Source organism: Tenacibaculum agarivorans, assembly GCF_001936575.1.
Classification (GTDB): Bacteria; Bacteroidota; Bacteroidia; order Flavobacteriales; family Flavobacteriaceae; genus Polaribacter; species Polaribacter agarivorans.
The window spans coordinates 41224-54550 of sequence record NZ_MSMP01000003.1 but is presented as its reverse complement, the minus strand read 5'-3'; the positions used below and the strand labels follow the sequence as shown (position 1 = coordinate 54550).

13 protein-coding genes are annotated in these 13327 nt (G+C 29.3%); 8 read left to right on the top strand and 5 right to left on the bottom strand.

The genetic code is table 11. The features are described from left to right. Positions 1–7: 7 nt before the first annotated feature. From BVC87_RS02980 to BVC87_RS02950, 7 genes are all read left to right on the top strand, one after another. Positions 8–427: a DUF5606 family protein gene (locus tag BVC87_RS02980; RefSeq protein ID WP_075340866.1), complete on the top strand. Its 420-nt coding sequence runs from the start codon at positions 8–10 to the stop codon at positions 425–427. Position 428: 1 nt separating this feature from the next. After that, entirely contained in the window at positions 429–1211 is a 783-nt protein-coding gene (gene mazG / locus BVC87_RS02975; protein WP_075340865.1) for a nucleoside triphosphate pyrophosphohydrolase, read from the top strand. Positions 1212–1219: 8 nt separating this feature from the next. Next, complete coding sequence (locus BVC87_RS02970; RefSeq protein ID WP_075340864.1) at positions 1220–2314, top strand: glycosyltransferase family 4 protein; 1095 nt, start codon at positions 1220–1222, stop codon at positions 2312–2314. Next, entirely contained in the window at positions 2307–3035 is a 729-nt protein-coding gene (locus BVC87_RS02965) for an SDR family NAD(P)-dependent oxidoreductase (protein ID WP_075340863.1), read from the top strand. Before BVC87_RS02970 ends, BVC87_RS02965 begins: the two co-directional genes overlap by 8 nt. 25 nt (positions 3036–3060) lie before the next feature. Further along, on the top strand, positions 3061–3615 hold the full coding sequence (locus BVC87_RS02960) for a thioredoxin family protein (RefSeq protein WP_075340862.1): 555 nt from the start codon (positions 3061–3063) through the stop codon (positions 3613–3615). A gap of 13 nt (positions 3616–3628) precedes the next feature. Next, positions 3629–4450, top strand: coding sequence for a hypothetical protein (locus BVC87_RS02955; RefSeq protein ID WP_075340861.1), 822 nt, complete (start codon positions 3629–3631; stop codon positions 4448–4450). Between the two features lie 158 nt (positions 4451–4608). Then, positions 4609–5136 carry a hypothetical protein gene (locus BVC87_RS02950; RefSeq protein WP_075340860.1) on the top strand — a complete coding sequence of 176 codons (528 nt, stop codon included), beginning with the start codon at positions 4609–4611 and terminating at the stop codon, positions 5134–5136. Between the two features lie 55 nt (positions 5137–5191). Here the strand turns inward: BVC87_RS02950 and lon are convergent, their stop codons facing one another. After that, entirely contained in the window at positions 5192–7648 is a 2457-nt protein-coding gene (lon, locus tag BVC87_RS02945; RefSeq protein ID WP_075341019.1) for an endopeptidase La, read from the bottom strand. Positions 7649–7864: 216 nt separating this feature from the next. Here lon and BVC87_RS02940 point away from each other — a divergent pair, with 216 nt between their 5' ends. Then, positions 7865–8542, top strand: coding sequence for a tetratricopeptide repeat protein (locus BVC87_RS02940; RefSeq protein ID WP_075340859.1), 678 nt, complete (start codon positions 7865–7867; stop codon positions 8540–8542). On the opposite strand, the gene BVC87_RS02935 is transcribed toward BVC87_RS02940, so the two are convergent. The 4 genes from BVC87_RS02935 to pheT all read right to left on the bottom strand — a co-directional run bounded on the left by BVC87_RS02935 (position 8522) and on the right by pheT (position 13295). Then, positions 8522–9139 (bottom strand): LysE family translocator, encoded by a 618-nt coding sequence (locus BVC87_RS02935; RefSeq protein ID WP_075340858.1) that lies wholly within the window; start codon positions 9137–9139, stop codon positions 8522–8524. The two genes, BVC87_RS02940 and BVC87_RS02935, sit on opposite strands and share 21 nt — an antisense overlap. Before the next feature lie 10 nt (positions 9140–9149). Beyond that, complete coding sequence (locus BVC87_RS02930) at positions 9150–9644, bottom strand: hypothetical protein (protein ID WP_075340857.1); 495 nt, start codon at positions 9642–9644, stop codon at positions 9150–9152. A 20-nt stretch (positions 9645–9664) separates the two neighbouring features. After that, a complete protein-coding gene (locus BVC87_RS02925) occupies positions 9665–10702 on the bottom strand; it encodes a quinone-dependent dihydroorotate dehydrogenase (protein ID WP_075340856.1) in 1038 nt (345 codons plus the stop codon). Positions 10703–10868: 166 nt separating this feature from the next. After that, on the bottom strand, positions 10869–13295 hold the full coding sequence (gene pheT / locus BVC87_RS02920; RefSeq protein ID WP_075340855.1) for a phenylalanine--tRNA ligase subunit beta: 2427 nt from the start codon (positions 13293–13295) through the stop codon (positions 10869–10871). Positions 13296–13327 lie beyond the last annotated feature (32 nt).

The window sequence follows — 13327 nt, the reverse complement described above, 5'->3', positions numbered from 1 at the left end:
ATAATACATGGAATTTAGTAAAATAATAGCTGTATCTGGTAAGCCAGGATTATTCGAGATTTTATCACAAACCAAAACTGGTGTTATTGTGAGATCATTATTAGATGATAAAAGAATGCCTATTACAGCAACTCATAATGTAAGTTTATTAGAAAATATAGCAATATTTACCTACGAAGAAGATGTGCCTTTAGGGGATGTTTTCAAAAATATTGCTGCAAAAGAGGATAATAAGGAAGCTATTTCTCATAAAGAAAGTGCCAATAAATTAACAGCTTATTTTGCTGAAGTTTTACCTGATTATGATGATGAGAGAGTGTATACCTCAAACATTAAAAAAGTTTTACAGTGGTATAACATCTTAGTAAAAGCTGGATTTGATTTTTCTAAATTAAATAAAGAAGTAACTACAGACGAAGAAGAATAGTATGTTAAACTCTCGTAAACAACAATTAGAAGCTTTTAATAGACTACTGGATATTATGGATGAGCTTCGAGAAAAGTGTCCTTGGGATAAAAAACAAACTTTAGAAAGTTTACGCCATTTAACCATTGAAGAAGTTTACGAGTTAGGAGACGCTATTTTAGACAACGATCTAGAAGAACTAAAAAAAGAATTAGGCGATGTGCTTTTGCATATCGTCTTTTATGCTAAAATAGGAAGCGAAAAGCAAGCATTTGATATTGCTGACATTGCTAATGCTATATCTGATAAACTTATAGATCGTCACCCTCATATTTATGGTGATATTTCTGTTGAAAATGAAGAAGAAGTAAAACAAAACTGGGAGAAATTAAAACTTAAAGAAGGTAAAAAATCGGTTTTAGAAGGAGTTCCTAGAAGCTTACCCGCTTTAGTAAAAGCTAATAGGATTCAAGATAAAGTGGCTGGTGTTGGTTTTGACTGGGAGGAACCTAGTCAAGTTTGGGAAAAAGTTCAAGAAGAACTTTCAGAACTTAATCATGAAATTAAAGAGGGTAATCAAGAAAATATTGAAAAAGAATTTGGAGATGTATTGTTTTCTATGATTAACTATGCACGGTTTATAAAGGTAAATCCAGAAAATGCATTGGAAAAAACCAATAAAAAATTTATGAATAGATTCCAATACTTAGAACAAAAATCTAAAGAGATCGGGAAAGAGTTATCTGATATGACTTTGGCTGAGATGGATGTTTTCTGGAATGAAGCAAAAACATTTTACAAATAATTTTTAAAATGAATGTACTTTTCGTTGTTGGCGGTGGAAATTTAAGTTCTCAAATAGCTCAAATAGCACTTTTTTTAGGGTTACAACAGCAAGGAGTAAACATATACTTAATAGGTAATATATCTGAGGAAGTTTTTGACTTTTTAAAAGAAAAAAATGTTGATCCTCAAACATATCAATATCTTTATCCAAGAGAAAAATTTGATAAAATTTATCAAGAAGAATTTACTGATATTTTACAATCTAAAAAAATTGATCTTGTTCATTTCATAAATGGTAAAGCAGCAAGAATAGGTTTGCTTGTGCTTAAGAAATTCCCTAAAATTAAAGCTGTAATTTACTTTGGTTCTGTTAGCTTACATTGGCATGATCCTAGCGCCTATTTTACGTACCTAAGCCCCAGAATAGATGCTATTATAGGAAATAGCAATTTTGTTTATAACCATGTAAAAAAGCAACTATTTGGAAAAAATAAACGTAAAGCAGTTCGTATTTTTAAAGGATATAGTACAGATTGGTTTAATGATGTTACTCCTTTTGATTATACAACTTTAGGGATTCCAAAAGATGCTATTATTGTATGTTCTATTGGAAATCATAGAAAGATTAAAGGAACAAAATACTTTTTACAATCATCAAATTACTTAGATACTCAAAAAGAAGTACACTATATTTTAATTGGTGATAATACTGATGCACCACATTTATCTAAAATTAAAGATCAAAGTAAAATAGCTGGTAATATTCATGTATTAGGACGAAGAAATGATGTACCTGAATTACTCGCTGGTTCCAATATGTATGTCCAATCTTCTCTTAGCGAAGGTTTCGGTAGAGCTATAAGTGAAGCTATGAGTTTAGGAAAACCTATAATAATGACTGATGCTGGTGGTTGTACAGAACTTATTGATGAAAATTCAGGTATTATAGTTCCATTAAAGGATTATAAAGCCATAGGTAAAGCTATCTCTAAACTTACAAATGATGATCAGCTAAGGTTAAAAATGGGAAAAAAAGCAAAAGAGAGAATTGATACTGTATATACTATTGAGAGGACAGTTACTGAAACTTTAAGTTTATATAAAAAACTATTACATGGGTAATATCTTAATTATAACTGGAGGAAGCAAAGGAATCGGTAATGCAATAGCTACTAAATATTCAAATGAAGGTTATATTGTTTATTCCTTATCTAGAACAGTTATTAATCAAGAGCATTTACATGAAATTTCGATTGATTTATCTGATATAGAAAATGCTACATTAAGTTTTGAAAAACTTATTCACCAACTTAAAAAGAAATCTATTCAATCAATTACTCTAATTCATAATGCTGGTAGACTTGGTCAAATTTCGAATTTAGAAAATATTCCACCAAAAGATATTCATACTTCTATTTTAGTTAACACTACTATACCACTTGCTTTTTCTAGTATCTTCATTAAAGAGCTATCTTCAGTCAATTGTAAAAAACAAATAATTACTATTTCCTCTGGAGCAGCACAAAAGGCTTATAATGGATGGAGTGTTTATTGTAGCTCTAAAGCAGCTGTTGATATGATGACTGCTACTATTGCTCAAGAACAAGAGCAGTTTAACAACCCTGTTTTAGCTTTTGGAATTCGTCCTGGAGTTGTTGATACAAATATGCAATCACAAATACGAAAAACAAATATTTCAGACTTTAAAAATGTACAACGTTTTATTGATTTGAAGAATAATCAAGAATTATATACTCCTGATTTTGTTGCAGAACGTATTTTTGATTTGGATACCAATAATAAATTAAAAAATGGAGTAACTTTAGATCTTAGAGATCTTTAAAATCAACTCATTAAAAACCCTAAAAATGGCACTTACTGAATCTAACAACTTTCAAATTGGAACATTAGCTCCAAATTTCGAGCTTATAAATACAGTTGATAACCAACTAGTAAAACTTTCTGATATAAAAGGCGAAAAAGGTACAGCTATCTTTTTTATTTGTAACCACTGCCCTTTTGTAATTCATGTTAATGACGAATTAGTAAAAGTTGCCAATGATTATAAAAGTAATGGAATCTCTTTTATAGCCATAAGTAGCAATGATGCTGATAAATATCCTCAAGATGGGCCAGAATTCATGAAAAAGGTTGCTGAAAAGCTAAATTATCCTTTTCCATATTTATATGATAAAACTCAAGAAGTAGCTAAAGCATATGATGCTGCTTGTACTCCCGATTTATACTTATTTGATTCAGAATTAAAGTCAGTTTATCATGGTCAATTAGATGATTCTCGTCCAGGTAATGGTAAAACTGTTACAGGTAAGGATTTTAGAAATGCACTAGATGCCTTACTAACAGATAATTCAGTTTTACAGCTTCAAAAACCTAGTATAGGTTGTAATATCAAATGGAAATAAACGTTGTTTTTACATGAAAAATTACATTTTACTTATATTTTCTATCGTTTTACTACAATCTTGTGGTAAAGCAAATTCTAAGAAAGATAAACCTAGCTTTAATCAAGAAACAAAAGAAACTTCTTCAAATGGAAACTCAAATTATGAAAAACAAAATAAAACGTTGATTTATAAAGCTAATGGTAGTGAACCTAGTTGGAGTTTAGAGATTTTTAAAGAAGAAGATGAATTAAACTATACTCTTACAATAGATAATGAAAAAACAAGAGTTACGGGTAAGGCAGAATTATTTCGCATTGAAAACTCTAAAACTTTAAAATTGTTACTTTCTCATGAGAAATATCAAACACCTATTGAAATTGTACATGAAATATGTAAAGATTTAGCGGAACAACAACATCATACTTTTCTAAGTTTTTACTATGGTAATAATTTTTATAATGGTTGTGGAGATTTTCATATAAAGAATTATTTAGAGTTTAGTAAAACACCACTTAAAAAGTTTGAAGTTGAAAGTTATGTATGTTTCAATGGAGATAATCACTCAAAATTAAAAATTTGGGTAGGCTATGGAGAAGGCGGAAGAGCTATACAATTAAAATATAAAGGTCAAAAAGATATCATACATCTAGAATACGTTAAAACACAATATTTTGAGCGTACCATTACTGGGGTTTATAATGAAATAGTTAATGGAAATATTAATGGTAAGTACGAAATTGCTCACGTAGGTAATTGGGATTATGTAACTTATTTTAGAGGAAAAGATAATAAGAAATTTAGTTTTACTATAGATCACGAAGCTAATCCTTGGGGTAAAAAACCATGCTTTTAAGCAAAAAAAAATCATTTATCTGTTAAAAACAAAAGTTAAAAAATAACGAAATAGTATAAACCTACGTTAAAATGTAGTTTTACATAGATGAATGTACTTGTTTTCGTTATCCTCATTATTTATATTTACATTCAATAACTTTAAATCCCCAATGCGTTATGTGTAAATATTTATATTTACTATTGTTTCTTGTTACATTTAATTTTTCATACGCTCAAAATAACGATACAACTACTATAGGTAAAGCTATTACTAAAGCTCAGAAAGAAAACAAACATGTTTTTGTAAACTATTTAGCTGCTTCATGCAAAACTAGTGACAAATTAAAGAAACAAATGGAGAGTAAAATCTTCAAATCTAATTATGTTATTGTAAATATTGAAGTTCCTCAAGAAGAGACCTCAGAATATGTAAATTGTTCGAATCCATTTAAATCATTTGGAGAGGAAGACTGTAGTGAAATTAAATTCCCTTTTTGGTGTATAATTGATAATACAGGAAATTATGTGAAAACCTCTTTTGAGAATACTAATAAAAATATTGGTTATCCATCTACAAAAGAAGATGTAGATGTTTTTATAGATATTATAAGAAATACCTCTAAGCTTTCAGAGAAAAAATTGGAAACAATTGCTAGTAATTTCCATAATGAAAATCACCAACAACTATATTCCACTACTAAATAGAAATATATTATTTTGTAAAATAAAAAACTCCCTTAAAGGGAGTTTTTTTTACGCTTTATGCTAATTTCTTAGCATTCTTTACTTTTTGTTTCGTTAAGGCAATATCTATCACATCACTCATTTCAGTTACGTAATGAAACTTTAATCCTTTTAAATAACTTTGATTAATCTCTTCAATGTCTTTTTTATTGTCTGCACACAAAATGATTTCCTTGATATTAGCCCTTTTAGCTGCTAAAATTTTCTCCTTGATTCCTCCTACTGGTAATACCTTACCTCTTAAAGTAATTTCTCCAGTCATGGCAATCTTATTTTTAACCTTGCGCTGTGTGAATACAGATACTAATGATGTTAACATGGTAATACCTGCACTTGGTCCATCCTTAGGTGTTGCTCCTTCAGGAACGTGAATATGAACATCATAAGTTTCTAAAATCTCAGGATTAATTCCAAAATCTTCAGCATTAGATTTTATATATTTCATTGCTATAGTAGAAGACTCTTTCATTACGGTACCTAAATTACCTGTAATCGATAGATTTCCTTTTCCTTTAGATAATATAGATTCAATAAATAAAATATCCCCTCCTACAGAAGTCCAAGCTAAACCAGTTACTACTCCCGCAGTATCGTTATTTTCATATTTATCACGTTCTAATCTTGCAGGACCTAGAATAGTTTCAATATCATCATTAGTTAGTTCAATGTTATATTCTTCTTCCATAGCAATAGATTTAGCTGCATATCTTACAACTTTAGCCACTTGCTTTTCCAAACCACGTACACCAGACTCTCTTGTATATCCTTCAACTACTTTTGCAATTTGAGATTTTCCTAACTTTAAGTGTTCTTCTTTTAGACCATGTTCTTTCAACTGTTTAGGTAACAAATATTTTTTAGCAATCTGAACTTTCTCTTCAATTGTATATCCAGTTACATTAATAATCTCCATACGATCACGTAATGCCCAAGGAATTTGATTAATATTGTTAGCCGTAGCTATAAATAATACTTTAGATAGATCAAAACCTACTTCTAAATAGTTATCATAAAACTCTGTATTTTGTTCTGGATCCAATACTTCTAACATAGCAGAAGAAGGATCACCTTGATGACTTTGACCCAATTTATCAATTTCATCTAATACAAATACTGGATTTGATGTTCCTACTTTTTTAATATTTTGGATTAAACGACCAGGCATTGCTCCAATATATGTTTTTCTATGCCCCCTAATTTCAGCTTCATCACGCAAACCTCCTAAAGACATACGTACATACTTTCTACCTAAAGCTTCAGCTACAGATCTTCCTAAAGAAGTTTTACCAACTCCCGGAGGTCCATATAAACAAATAATTGGAGATTTCATATCTCCTCTAAGTTTCAATACCGCTAAATGCTCAATAATACGCTCTTTCACTTTTTCTAAACCAAAGTGATCTCTATCTAATATTTTTTGAGCTTTCTTTAAATCAAATTTATCTTCTGAATATTCTCCCCAAGGTAGTTCTAATAATAATTCTAAATAATTACGTTGTACCCCATACTCTGCCATTTGTGGATTCATTCGTCTTAATCTGTTCAACTCTTTATCAAAAGTCTCTCCTACCTCTTTAGTCCACTTCTTTTTCTTGGCTTGAGCCTTCATCTCTTCAAGCTCTTGATCGTGAGATACTCCACCTAATTCTTCCTGAATTGTTTTTAGTTGTTGATGTAAATAGTACTCACGTTGTTGTTTATCTAAATCTGATCTTGTTTTAGATTGAATGTCGTTACGTAATTGTAATTTTTGTAGTTCTTTATCTAAATTTTTAAGCGTCAATAACGCTCTTTCTTTTAAACTATCTTTTTCAAGTAAAACTTGTTTCTGCGATACACTCAAATCCATATTTGATGAAATGAAATTCACTAAAAAAGAATTTGACTGAATATTTTTGATAGCAAATGAAGCCTCAGAAGGAAGCATTGGGTTTTCTTTGATAACTTCTAGAGATAATTCTTTAATAGAATCAATAATTGCATCGAATTCCTTTTTATTATCAATATGACGTTCTTCAATTGCTTCAGAAACTTTTGCTTTTAAATAAGGATCCTGTTGAATTACTTCATTAATTTCAAATCGTTTTTTACCTTGGATGATAACTGTAGTATTACCATCTGGCATTTTCAAAACTCTTAAAATTTGAGCTACAACACCGGTGTGAAAAATATCATTTGGACCTGGATCTTCCACTTCACTATTGCGTTGAGCAACTACTCCAATGGTTTTATTTCCTTTATTAGCATCTTTAATTAATTGGATAGATTTATCTCTTCCAGCTGTAATAGGAATAACTACTCCAGGAAATAGAACTGTATTACGTAAAGGTAAAATTGGTAATTCTTCAGGAATATCTTCTTTATTAATAATCTCCTCATCTTCAGGAGTTAATAATGGAATTAACTCTGAATTTTCATTTAACATATCTTGCAAAGACAAATTGTCTAAGTGTATTATTTTTGATCTACTCATTTCTCTAATATCTGTCAATATGACATTATATTTCTTGTTCTTTTAATTTGCTTCTGTAACAAACAAAAACTAATATATTGTTTTTCAAAAAGATAAGAACAAATTTAATAACATCTTTCTATTATAATGTCAATAGTTATGCCATCTATATTATTAATATTTGATGTAACAAAATAATTCATCATACGTCTTGTTATTAAACAAATCACTAAACTTATGAAAATAAAACTTTTATCTTTATTCTCAATAATCATTATGAGTTGTGTTTCTAAAACCAATAGTGATGATTTTATTGCAAAAACTTCTGGGAGATACTTTTTTAATGCTGATGAAGTAATTGAAATATCTTTTAAAGATAAAAAGTTATATCTCGAATGGAGAAAATCTCTTATAAAACCTTTAAAACTTAATGATAGTACTTTTTATGTTAAAGAATTTAATGAAAAATTAATTTTTGTAAGTGAAGAAAATAAAATTGTACTTGCTGAAAAAAAGGAACATGAAGGTAAAAAATATATTTTTCTAAAATTGAAGGATGGTGAGAAAACACCAAGCGAATATTTAGCGGAAAACAACTTTGAAATGGCTTTAGAAGGCTATCTAAGTATTAGAAAAAAAGATAGCTTAAGTCCTTTAATTCAAGAGAGACATTTAAATCGAATGGGATATAACTTTCTTAGAAAAAATCAAATAACTAAAGCGATACATATTTTCAAAATTAATAAAACGCTATATCCAAATAGTTCTAATACTCATGATAGTCTAGGAGATGCTTTTTTGAAAAATAAAGATACCCTTAACGCTATAAAATCATATAAAGATGCTTTAAATGTAAATCCAGAAAATGAAAGTTCAAAAAGATCTTTAGCTCGATTAACTAAAAAAGATAAATAAAGCAATACCTATAAAAACAACTATTTGTAACCATTTCAAGTATATTCCTACGTTTTTATTTTGCTTAATTTGATTTGAAATTGTTCCTGCCAAAATAGCAATAGAAGAAAAAACAAATAGAGAAACTAAAATGAATAATCCTCCAAGAATATAAAATTGATAAACAGAATTCATATTTTCAGAGAATAAAAACTGTGGAAAAAAAGCTAAAAAGAAAATAGTTACTTTAGGATTTAACACATTCATCCAAAATCCTGTTTTAAAAAGTGCTAAAGTAGATTTTTGCTGTACATTTTCTAATGAAAAGGCTATTTGTGCATCACTTTTATATACTTTATAGGCTAAATAAAATAAATAACATGCTCCTAATATTTTTATAGTTAAAAATAAATGGTCATTGGTTTTTATAATTTCTGAAACACCGAATGCTACTAAAGTGGTATGAATAATACAACCTGTCATTAAGCCAAATACTGTAGCTAATCCGTATTTTTTTCCATTCACAATACTTTGTGTTAATACAAAAATATTATCTGGACCTGGTGATATAGCTAATGCTGTCGTTGCAAATACAAAAGACACTAAAATTTCTGTCATTTATTTTTTTCTATTTTTTTCTCTGTAAAGGTATATTTATAGAAAAACTTAACATCCCTCTATCAATAGGTTGAAAACTTTTATTTATCAAAATTAAATGTGGATTGATAGTGATTTTAAATCGTTCTCCACCGATACCTAAAGCAGGAACAAATCGTAATGTATTTTGATTAAAATCGGTATAGGTCACTAATTCAACGCCAAAAGTTAAAAAGCCGTAATATAAAAATCCCGATAACTTGGGCCCAAAAATTAAATTTTCAGTATTTAAACCTATTTCAGTTCCAAAACCATACTGAAATCCAGCCCCATGTCTTCCTCCATAAACCGTTTTATTAATTCCCACTTCTAAAAGATGAAAGTCTTTAGTGTTAGGTTCTGCGAAACTATATCCATAACCTAATTGTAAATTTGTCGACTTGTATAATGAAAAGTCTCTAGTGTAATTTTGACTAGAGGCAACTGCAAAAATCATACAAGAAATAAAAGTAAGTAAAACTCTCATCTCTTACTTATAATCATTTTTTAATTATAATTTTTTAAAATAGCTTTATTAATTTTACTAATTAAAGACGGTCCTTCATAAATAAACCCTGTATAAATTTGAACTAAGTCTGCACCTGCATTTATTTTTTCAACAGCATCTTCTGCTGAATGGATACCTCCTACTCCAATAATTGGAAACGCTTTATTCGATTGTTCAGATAAATACTGTATAACTCTCGTACTTTTATCTTTTATTGGTTGCCCACTTAATCCTCCATTTCCTATTTCTGTTAAACGCTCATCAGATGTTTTTAGTCCTTTTCTATCTACAGATGTGTTAGAGGCAATTACACCAGCTATTTTGGTTTCAGCGACTAAATCTATAATTTCATCCAATTGATTATCGTTCAAATCTGGAGCAATTTTTAATAAAATTGGTTTGTGTATCTCCTTTGTCTTATTAATTTTTTGAACTTCGGTGATCAATTCTTTTAAGTAATCTGCGTCTTCTAATTTTGCATGACTAGAAACATTTGGACAACTCACATTTAATACAAAATAATCAACATAAGGATGTAATGCATTAAAGCAAGTGGTATAATCTTCTGTATAATCTTCAGGTTTAGTGGCTGTATTTTTACCAATATTTCCTCCTATTATTACTTTTCCTTTATTCTTTTTTAATTGCTCAATTGCTGCTTGTAAGCCTTCATTATTAAATCCCATTCTATTGATGATCCCTTTATCTTCTTTTAAACGGAATAATCGTTGTTTAGGATTTCCAATTTGTCCTTTAGGCGTAACTGTACCAATTTCTATAAAACCAAAACCAAAATCTGCCAATTCGTTATACAAAACAGCATTTTTATCAAATCCAGCTGCTAGTCCTACTGGATTTTTAAAAGTAAGACCAAATAAGTTTCTTTCTAATTTTTTATTATTTACTACATATAAACTTTTAAAAATTGAAGAAACAAAAGGGATTTTAGACATAAATTTCACTAAAGAAAATGTGAAATAATGAATCTTTTCTGGATCGAAAAGGAAAAATATTGGACGAATAATTAGTTTATACATTGTACTTAACAGGACAGGTCGAGCGCAGTCGAGACCTTTTTAAAAATTATCTTTAGGTATTATCACCTCTAGTTGACTGCACTACTTATTTTCGTTTAAAACTTTTAAACTCAATAATACTCGAGGTAATATAAAATTATAAAAAAAGCTCCATTAGGAGCTAATATTATCTTAATTCTGCACCAACATTCTTTTCGAATGTTTGTTGCAATTTTTGCATTATTTTATCGATTTGTTTATCGTTTAGCGTTTTGTTTTCATCTTGCAGAACAAAACTAACCGCATACGATTTTTTACCTTCAGGTAAATTTTTACCTTCATAAACATCAAATAAATCTACATCTTTCAATAACTTTCTTTCTGCTTGAAAAGCTAAGTTGTAGATTTCTTTAAACTCTACTTTATTATCCAACAATAATGCTAAATCTCTTTTTACTGCAGGGAATTTAGGTAGGTCAGCTACTTTAATATTCTTCTTTCCGATTAAACCTGAGATAGCATCCCATTTAAAATCTGCAAAAAGGACCTCTTGTTTTATAGAGAACTCTTTAGTTATTGCTCGTTTTACGACTCCTAAATCAACTAACTTAGTTTTTCCTAAACTCAGAGTAATTCCTTCAGAAAAAACATCTGATTTAATTGGTGATGATTTTAATTTAGTTACTCCTAATCTTTCTAAAATACTAGAGACTACACCTTTTAAATAGAAAAAATCTGAAGTTTGAGAAGCTACCTTCCAACTTTCTTTATTTCTATTACCAGTTACAAATAGTGTTAAATGTTTATCTTCCTGATAACCATTTTCATATTTATGGTAGGTTTTCCCAAATTCAAAAAACTTTAAAGCACTGTTTTTTCTATTAATATTGTAAGCAATGCTCTCTAAACCACTAAATAGTAAAGATTGTCTCATTACTTTTAAATCATTACTTAATGGATTTAACATTTCTACATTAAAGTTTTCATTTAAATCCTCGGAAAGTGCTATATAATCTGCTTTAGTTAATGAATTAGCCATAGTTTCATTGAATCCTAATGAAATTAACTGATTAGCAGCTAAGTTTTCTACTTTTACCTGAATATCACTATCAAAAGAAATAGACGTATTTAATTTATGAGAAAACTCAATATTATTATAACCATAAACTCTTAAAATCTCTTCGATAATATCTGCTTCTCTTTGTACATCAACCCTATAAGATGGTATCACAAGACCTAAGCCTGCTTCGGTAACACTATTAATTTTTATTTCTAAAGAAGCTAAAATCTTTTTAATAGTCTCTTTTGGTATCTCTTGACCTATTAATCTATATACATTTTCAAAAGATAAAAACACCTCAAAATCTTTCACTTTTTCAGGGAAGAAATCCATAATATCTGAAGACATTTTACCTCCTGCATATTCTTCTATTAATAAAGCAGCTCTTTTTAATGCATATTTCGTTTGATTGATATCAATTCCTCTTTCAAAACGGAAAGATGCATCTGTGTTTAGTCCATGTCTTTTTGCGGTTTTACGTACAGAAACTGGATTAAAGTAAGCACTTTCTAAGAAAATTGTAGTTGTATTTTCAGTAACTCCTGATTTTAAACCTCCAAATACTCCTCCAATACATAATGGATTTTCTTCAGCATCACAAATCATAATATCTTCTCCAGATAATTCTCTTTCTACTTCATCTAAAGTTGTAAATTTTGTTCCTTCTTCTAAAGTTTTAACTACAACTTTATTCCCTTTAATTTTTGAAGCATCAAAAGCGTGTAACGGTTGTCCTAATTCATGTAATACATAATTTGTAATATCTACTACATTATTTTTAGGTGCAATTCCTATTGCTTTTAATCTATTTTTAATCCACTCAGGAGATTCTTTTACTTCAACATCAGTAATAGTAATACCACAATATCTTGGTACTAATTCTTTATTTTCAACTTCAACATCAATTTTTAATCTTCTTTCATCTACATGAAAGTCAGAAACTGAAGGAGAGATTAATTCTAAAACAACCTCTTTTTGAGATAAACCGGCACGTAAGTCTCTTGCTACACCATAATGACTCATCGCATCTGCTCTGTTCGGTGTTAAACCAATTTCAAATACATGATCTACTTCAATATTGAAAACTTCAGAACATAGTGTTCCTGGTTTTAAGTCATTATCAAGTATCATTATTCCATCATGACTATTTCCTAATCCTAATTCATCTTCAGCACAAATCATCCCATGACTCTCTTCACCTCTTATTTTCCCTTTCTTAATTTTAAAGCCTTCTCCTTTGTCATCATATAACATAGTTCCAATAGTAGCTACAGGAACTTTCTGTCCAGCAGCAACGTTAGGAGCTCCACACACAATTTGAACTGGGTTTTCCAAACCTAAATTAACGGTAGTTACTTTTAATTTATCTGCATTTGGATGTTTTACACAAGTTAAAACTTCACCAACAACAACCCCTTTAAGACTTCCTTTAATACTCTCTTTTAATTCAATTCCCTCAACTTCAAGTCCTAAATCGGTCAATAACTCACCTATCTTTTCTGGTGCCCAATCAAACTGTAAAAACTGTTGTAGCCAGTTATATGATATCTTCATTTTTTAGTTTAGTATTTAGCCTGCAAATTTAC

What these genes read in the sequence shown, in the direction of transcription:
- BVC87_RS02965 (WP_075340863.1), top strand. Translation starts at nt 2,307, where the DNA reads ATGGGTAATATCTTAATTATAACTGGAGGAAGCAAAGGAATCGGTAAT.
- BVC87_RS02940 (WP_075340859.1), top strand. Translation starts at nt 7,865, where the DNA reads ATGAAAATAAAACTTTTATCTTTATTCTCAATAATCATTATGAGTTGT.
- BVC87_RS02970 (WP_075340864.1), top strand. Translation starts at nt 1,220, where the DNA reads ATGAATGTACTTTTCGTTGTTGGCGGTGGAAATTTAAGTTCTCAAATA.
- BVC87_RS02950 (WP_075340860.1), top strand. Translation starts at nt 4,609, where the DNA reads ATGTGTAAATATTTATATTTACTATTGTTTCTTGTTACATTTAATTTT.
- lon (WP_075341019.1), bottom strand. Translation starts at nt 7,648, where the DNA reads ATGAGTAGATCAAAAATAATACACTTAGACAATTTGTCTTTGCAAGAT.
- BVC87_RS02930 (WP_075340857.1), bottom strand. Translation starts at nt 9,644, where the DNA reads ATGAGAGTTTTACTTACTTTTATTTCTTGTATGATTTTTGCAGTTGCC.
- BVC87_RS02925 (WP_075340856.1), bottom strand. Translation starts at nt 10,702, where the DNA reads ATGTATAAACTAATTATTCGTCCAATATTTTTCCTTTTCGATCCAGAA.
- BVC87_RS02980 (WP_075340866.1), top strand. Translation starts at nt 8, where the DNA reads ATGGAATTTAGTAAAATAATAGCTGTATCTGGTAAGCCAGGATTATTC.
- BVC87_RS02955 (WP_075340861.1), top strand. Translation starts at nt 3,629, where the DNA reads ATGAAAAATTACATTTTACTTATATTTTCTATCGTTTTACTACAATCT.
- BVC87_RS02960 (WP_075340862.1), top strand. Translation starts at nt 3,061, where the DNA reads ATGGCACTTACTGAATCTAACAACTTTCAAATTGGAACATTAGCTCCA.
- BVC87_RS02935 (WP_075340858.1), bottom strand. Translation starts at nt 9,139, where the DNA reads ATGACAGAAATTTTAGTGTCTTTTGTATTTGCAACGACAGCATTAGCT.
- pheT (WP_075340855.1), bottom strand. Translation starts at nt 13,295, where the DNA reads ATGAAGATATCATATAACTGGCTACAACAGTTTTTACAGTTTGATTGG.
- mazG (WP_075340865.1), top strand. Translation starts at nt 429, where the DNA reads ATGTTAAACTCTCGTAAACAACAATTAGAAGCTTTTAATAGACTACTG.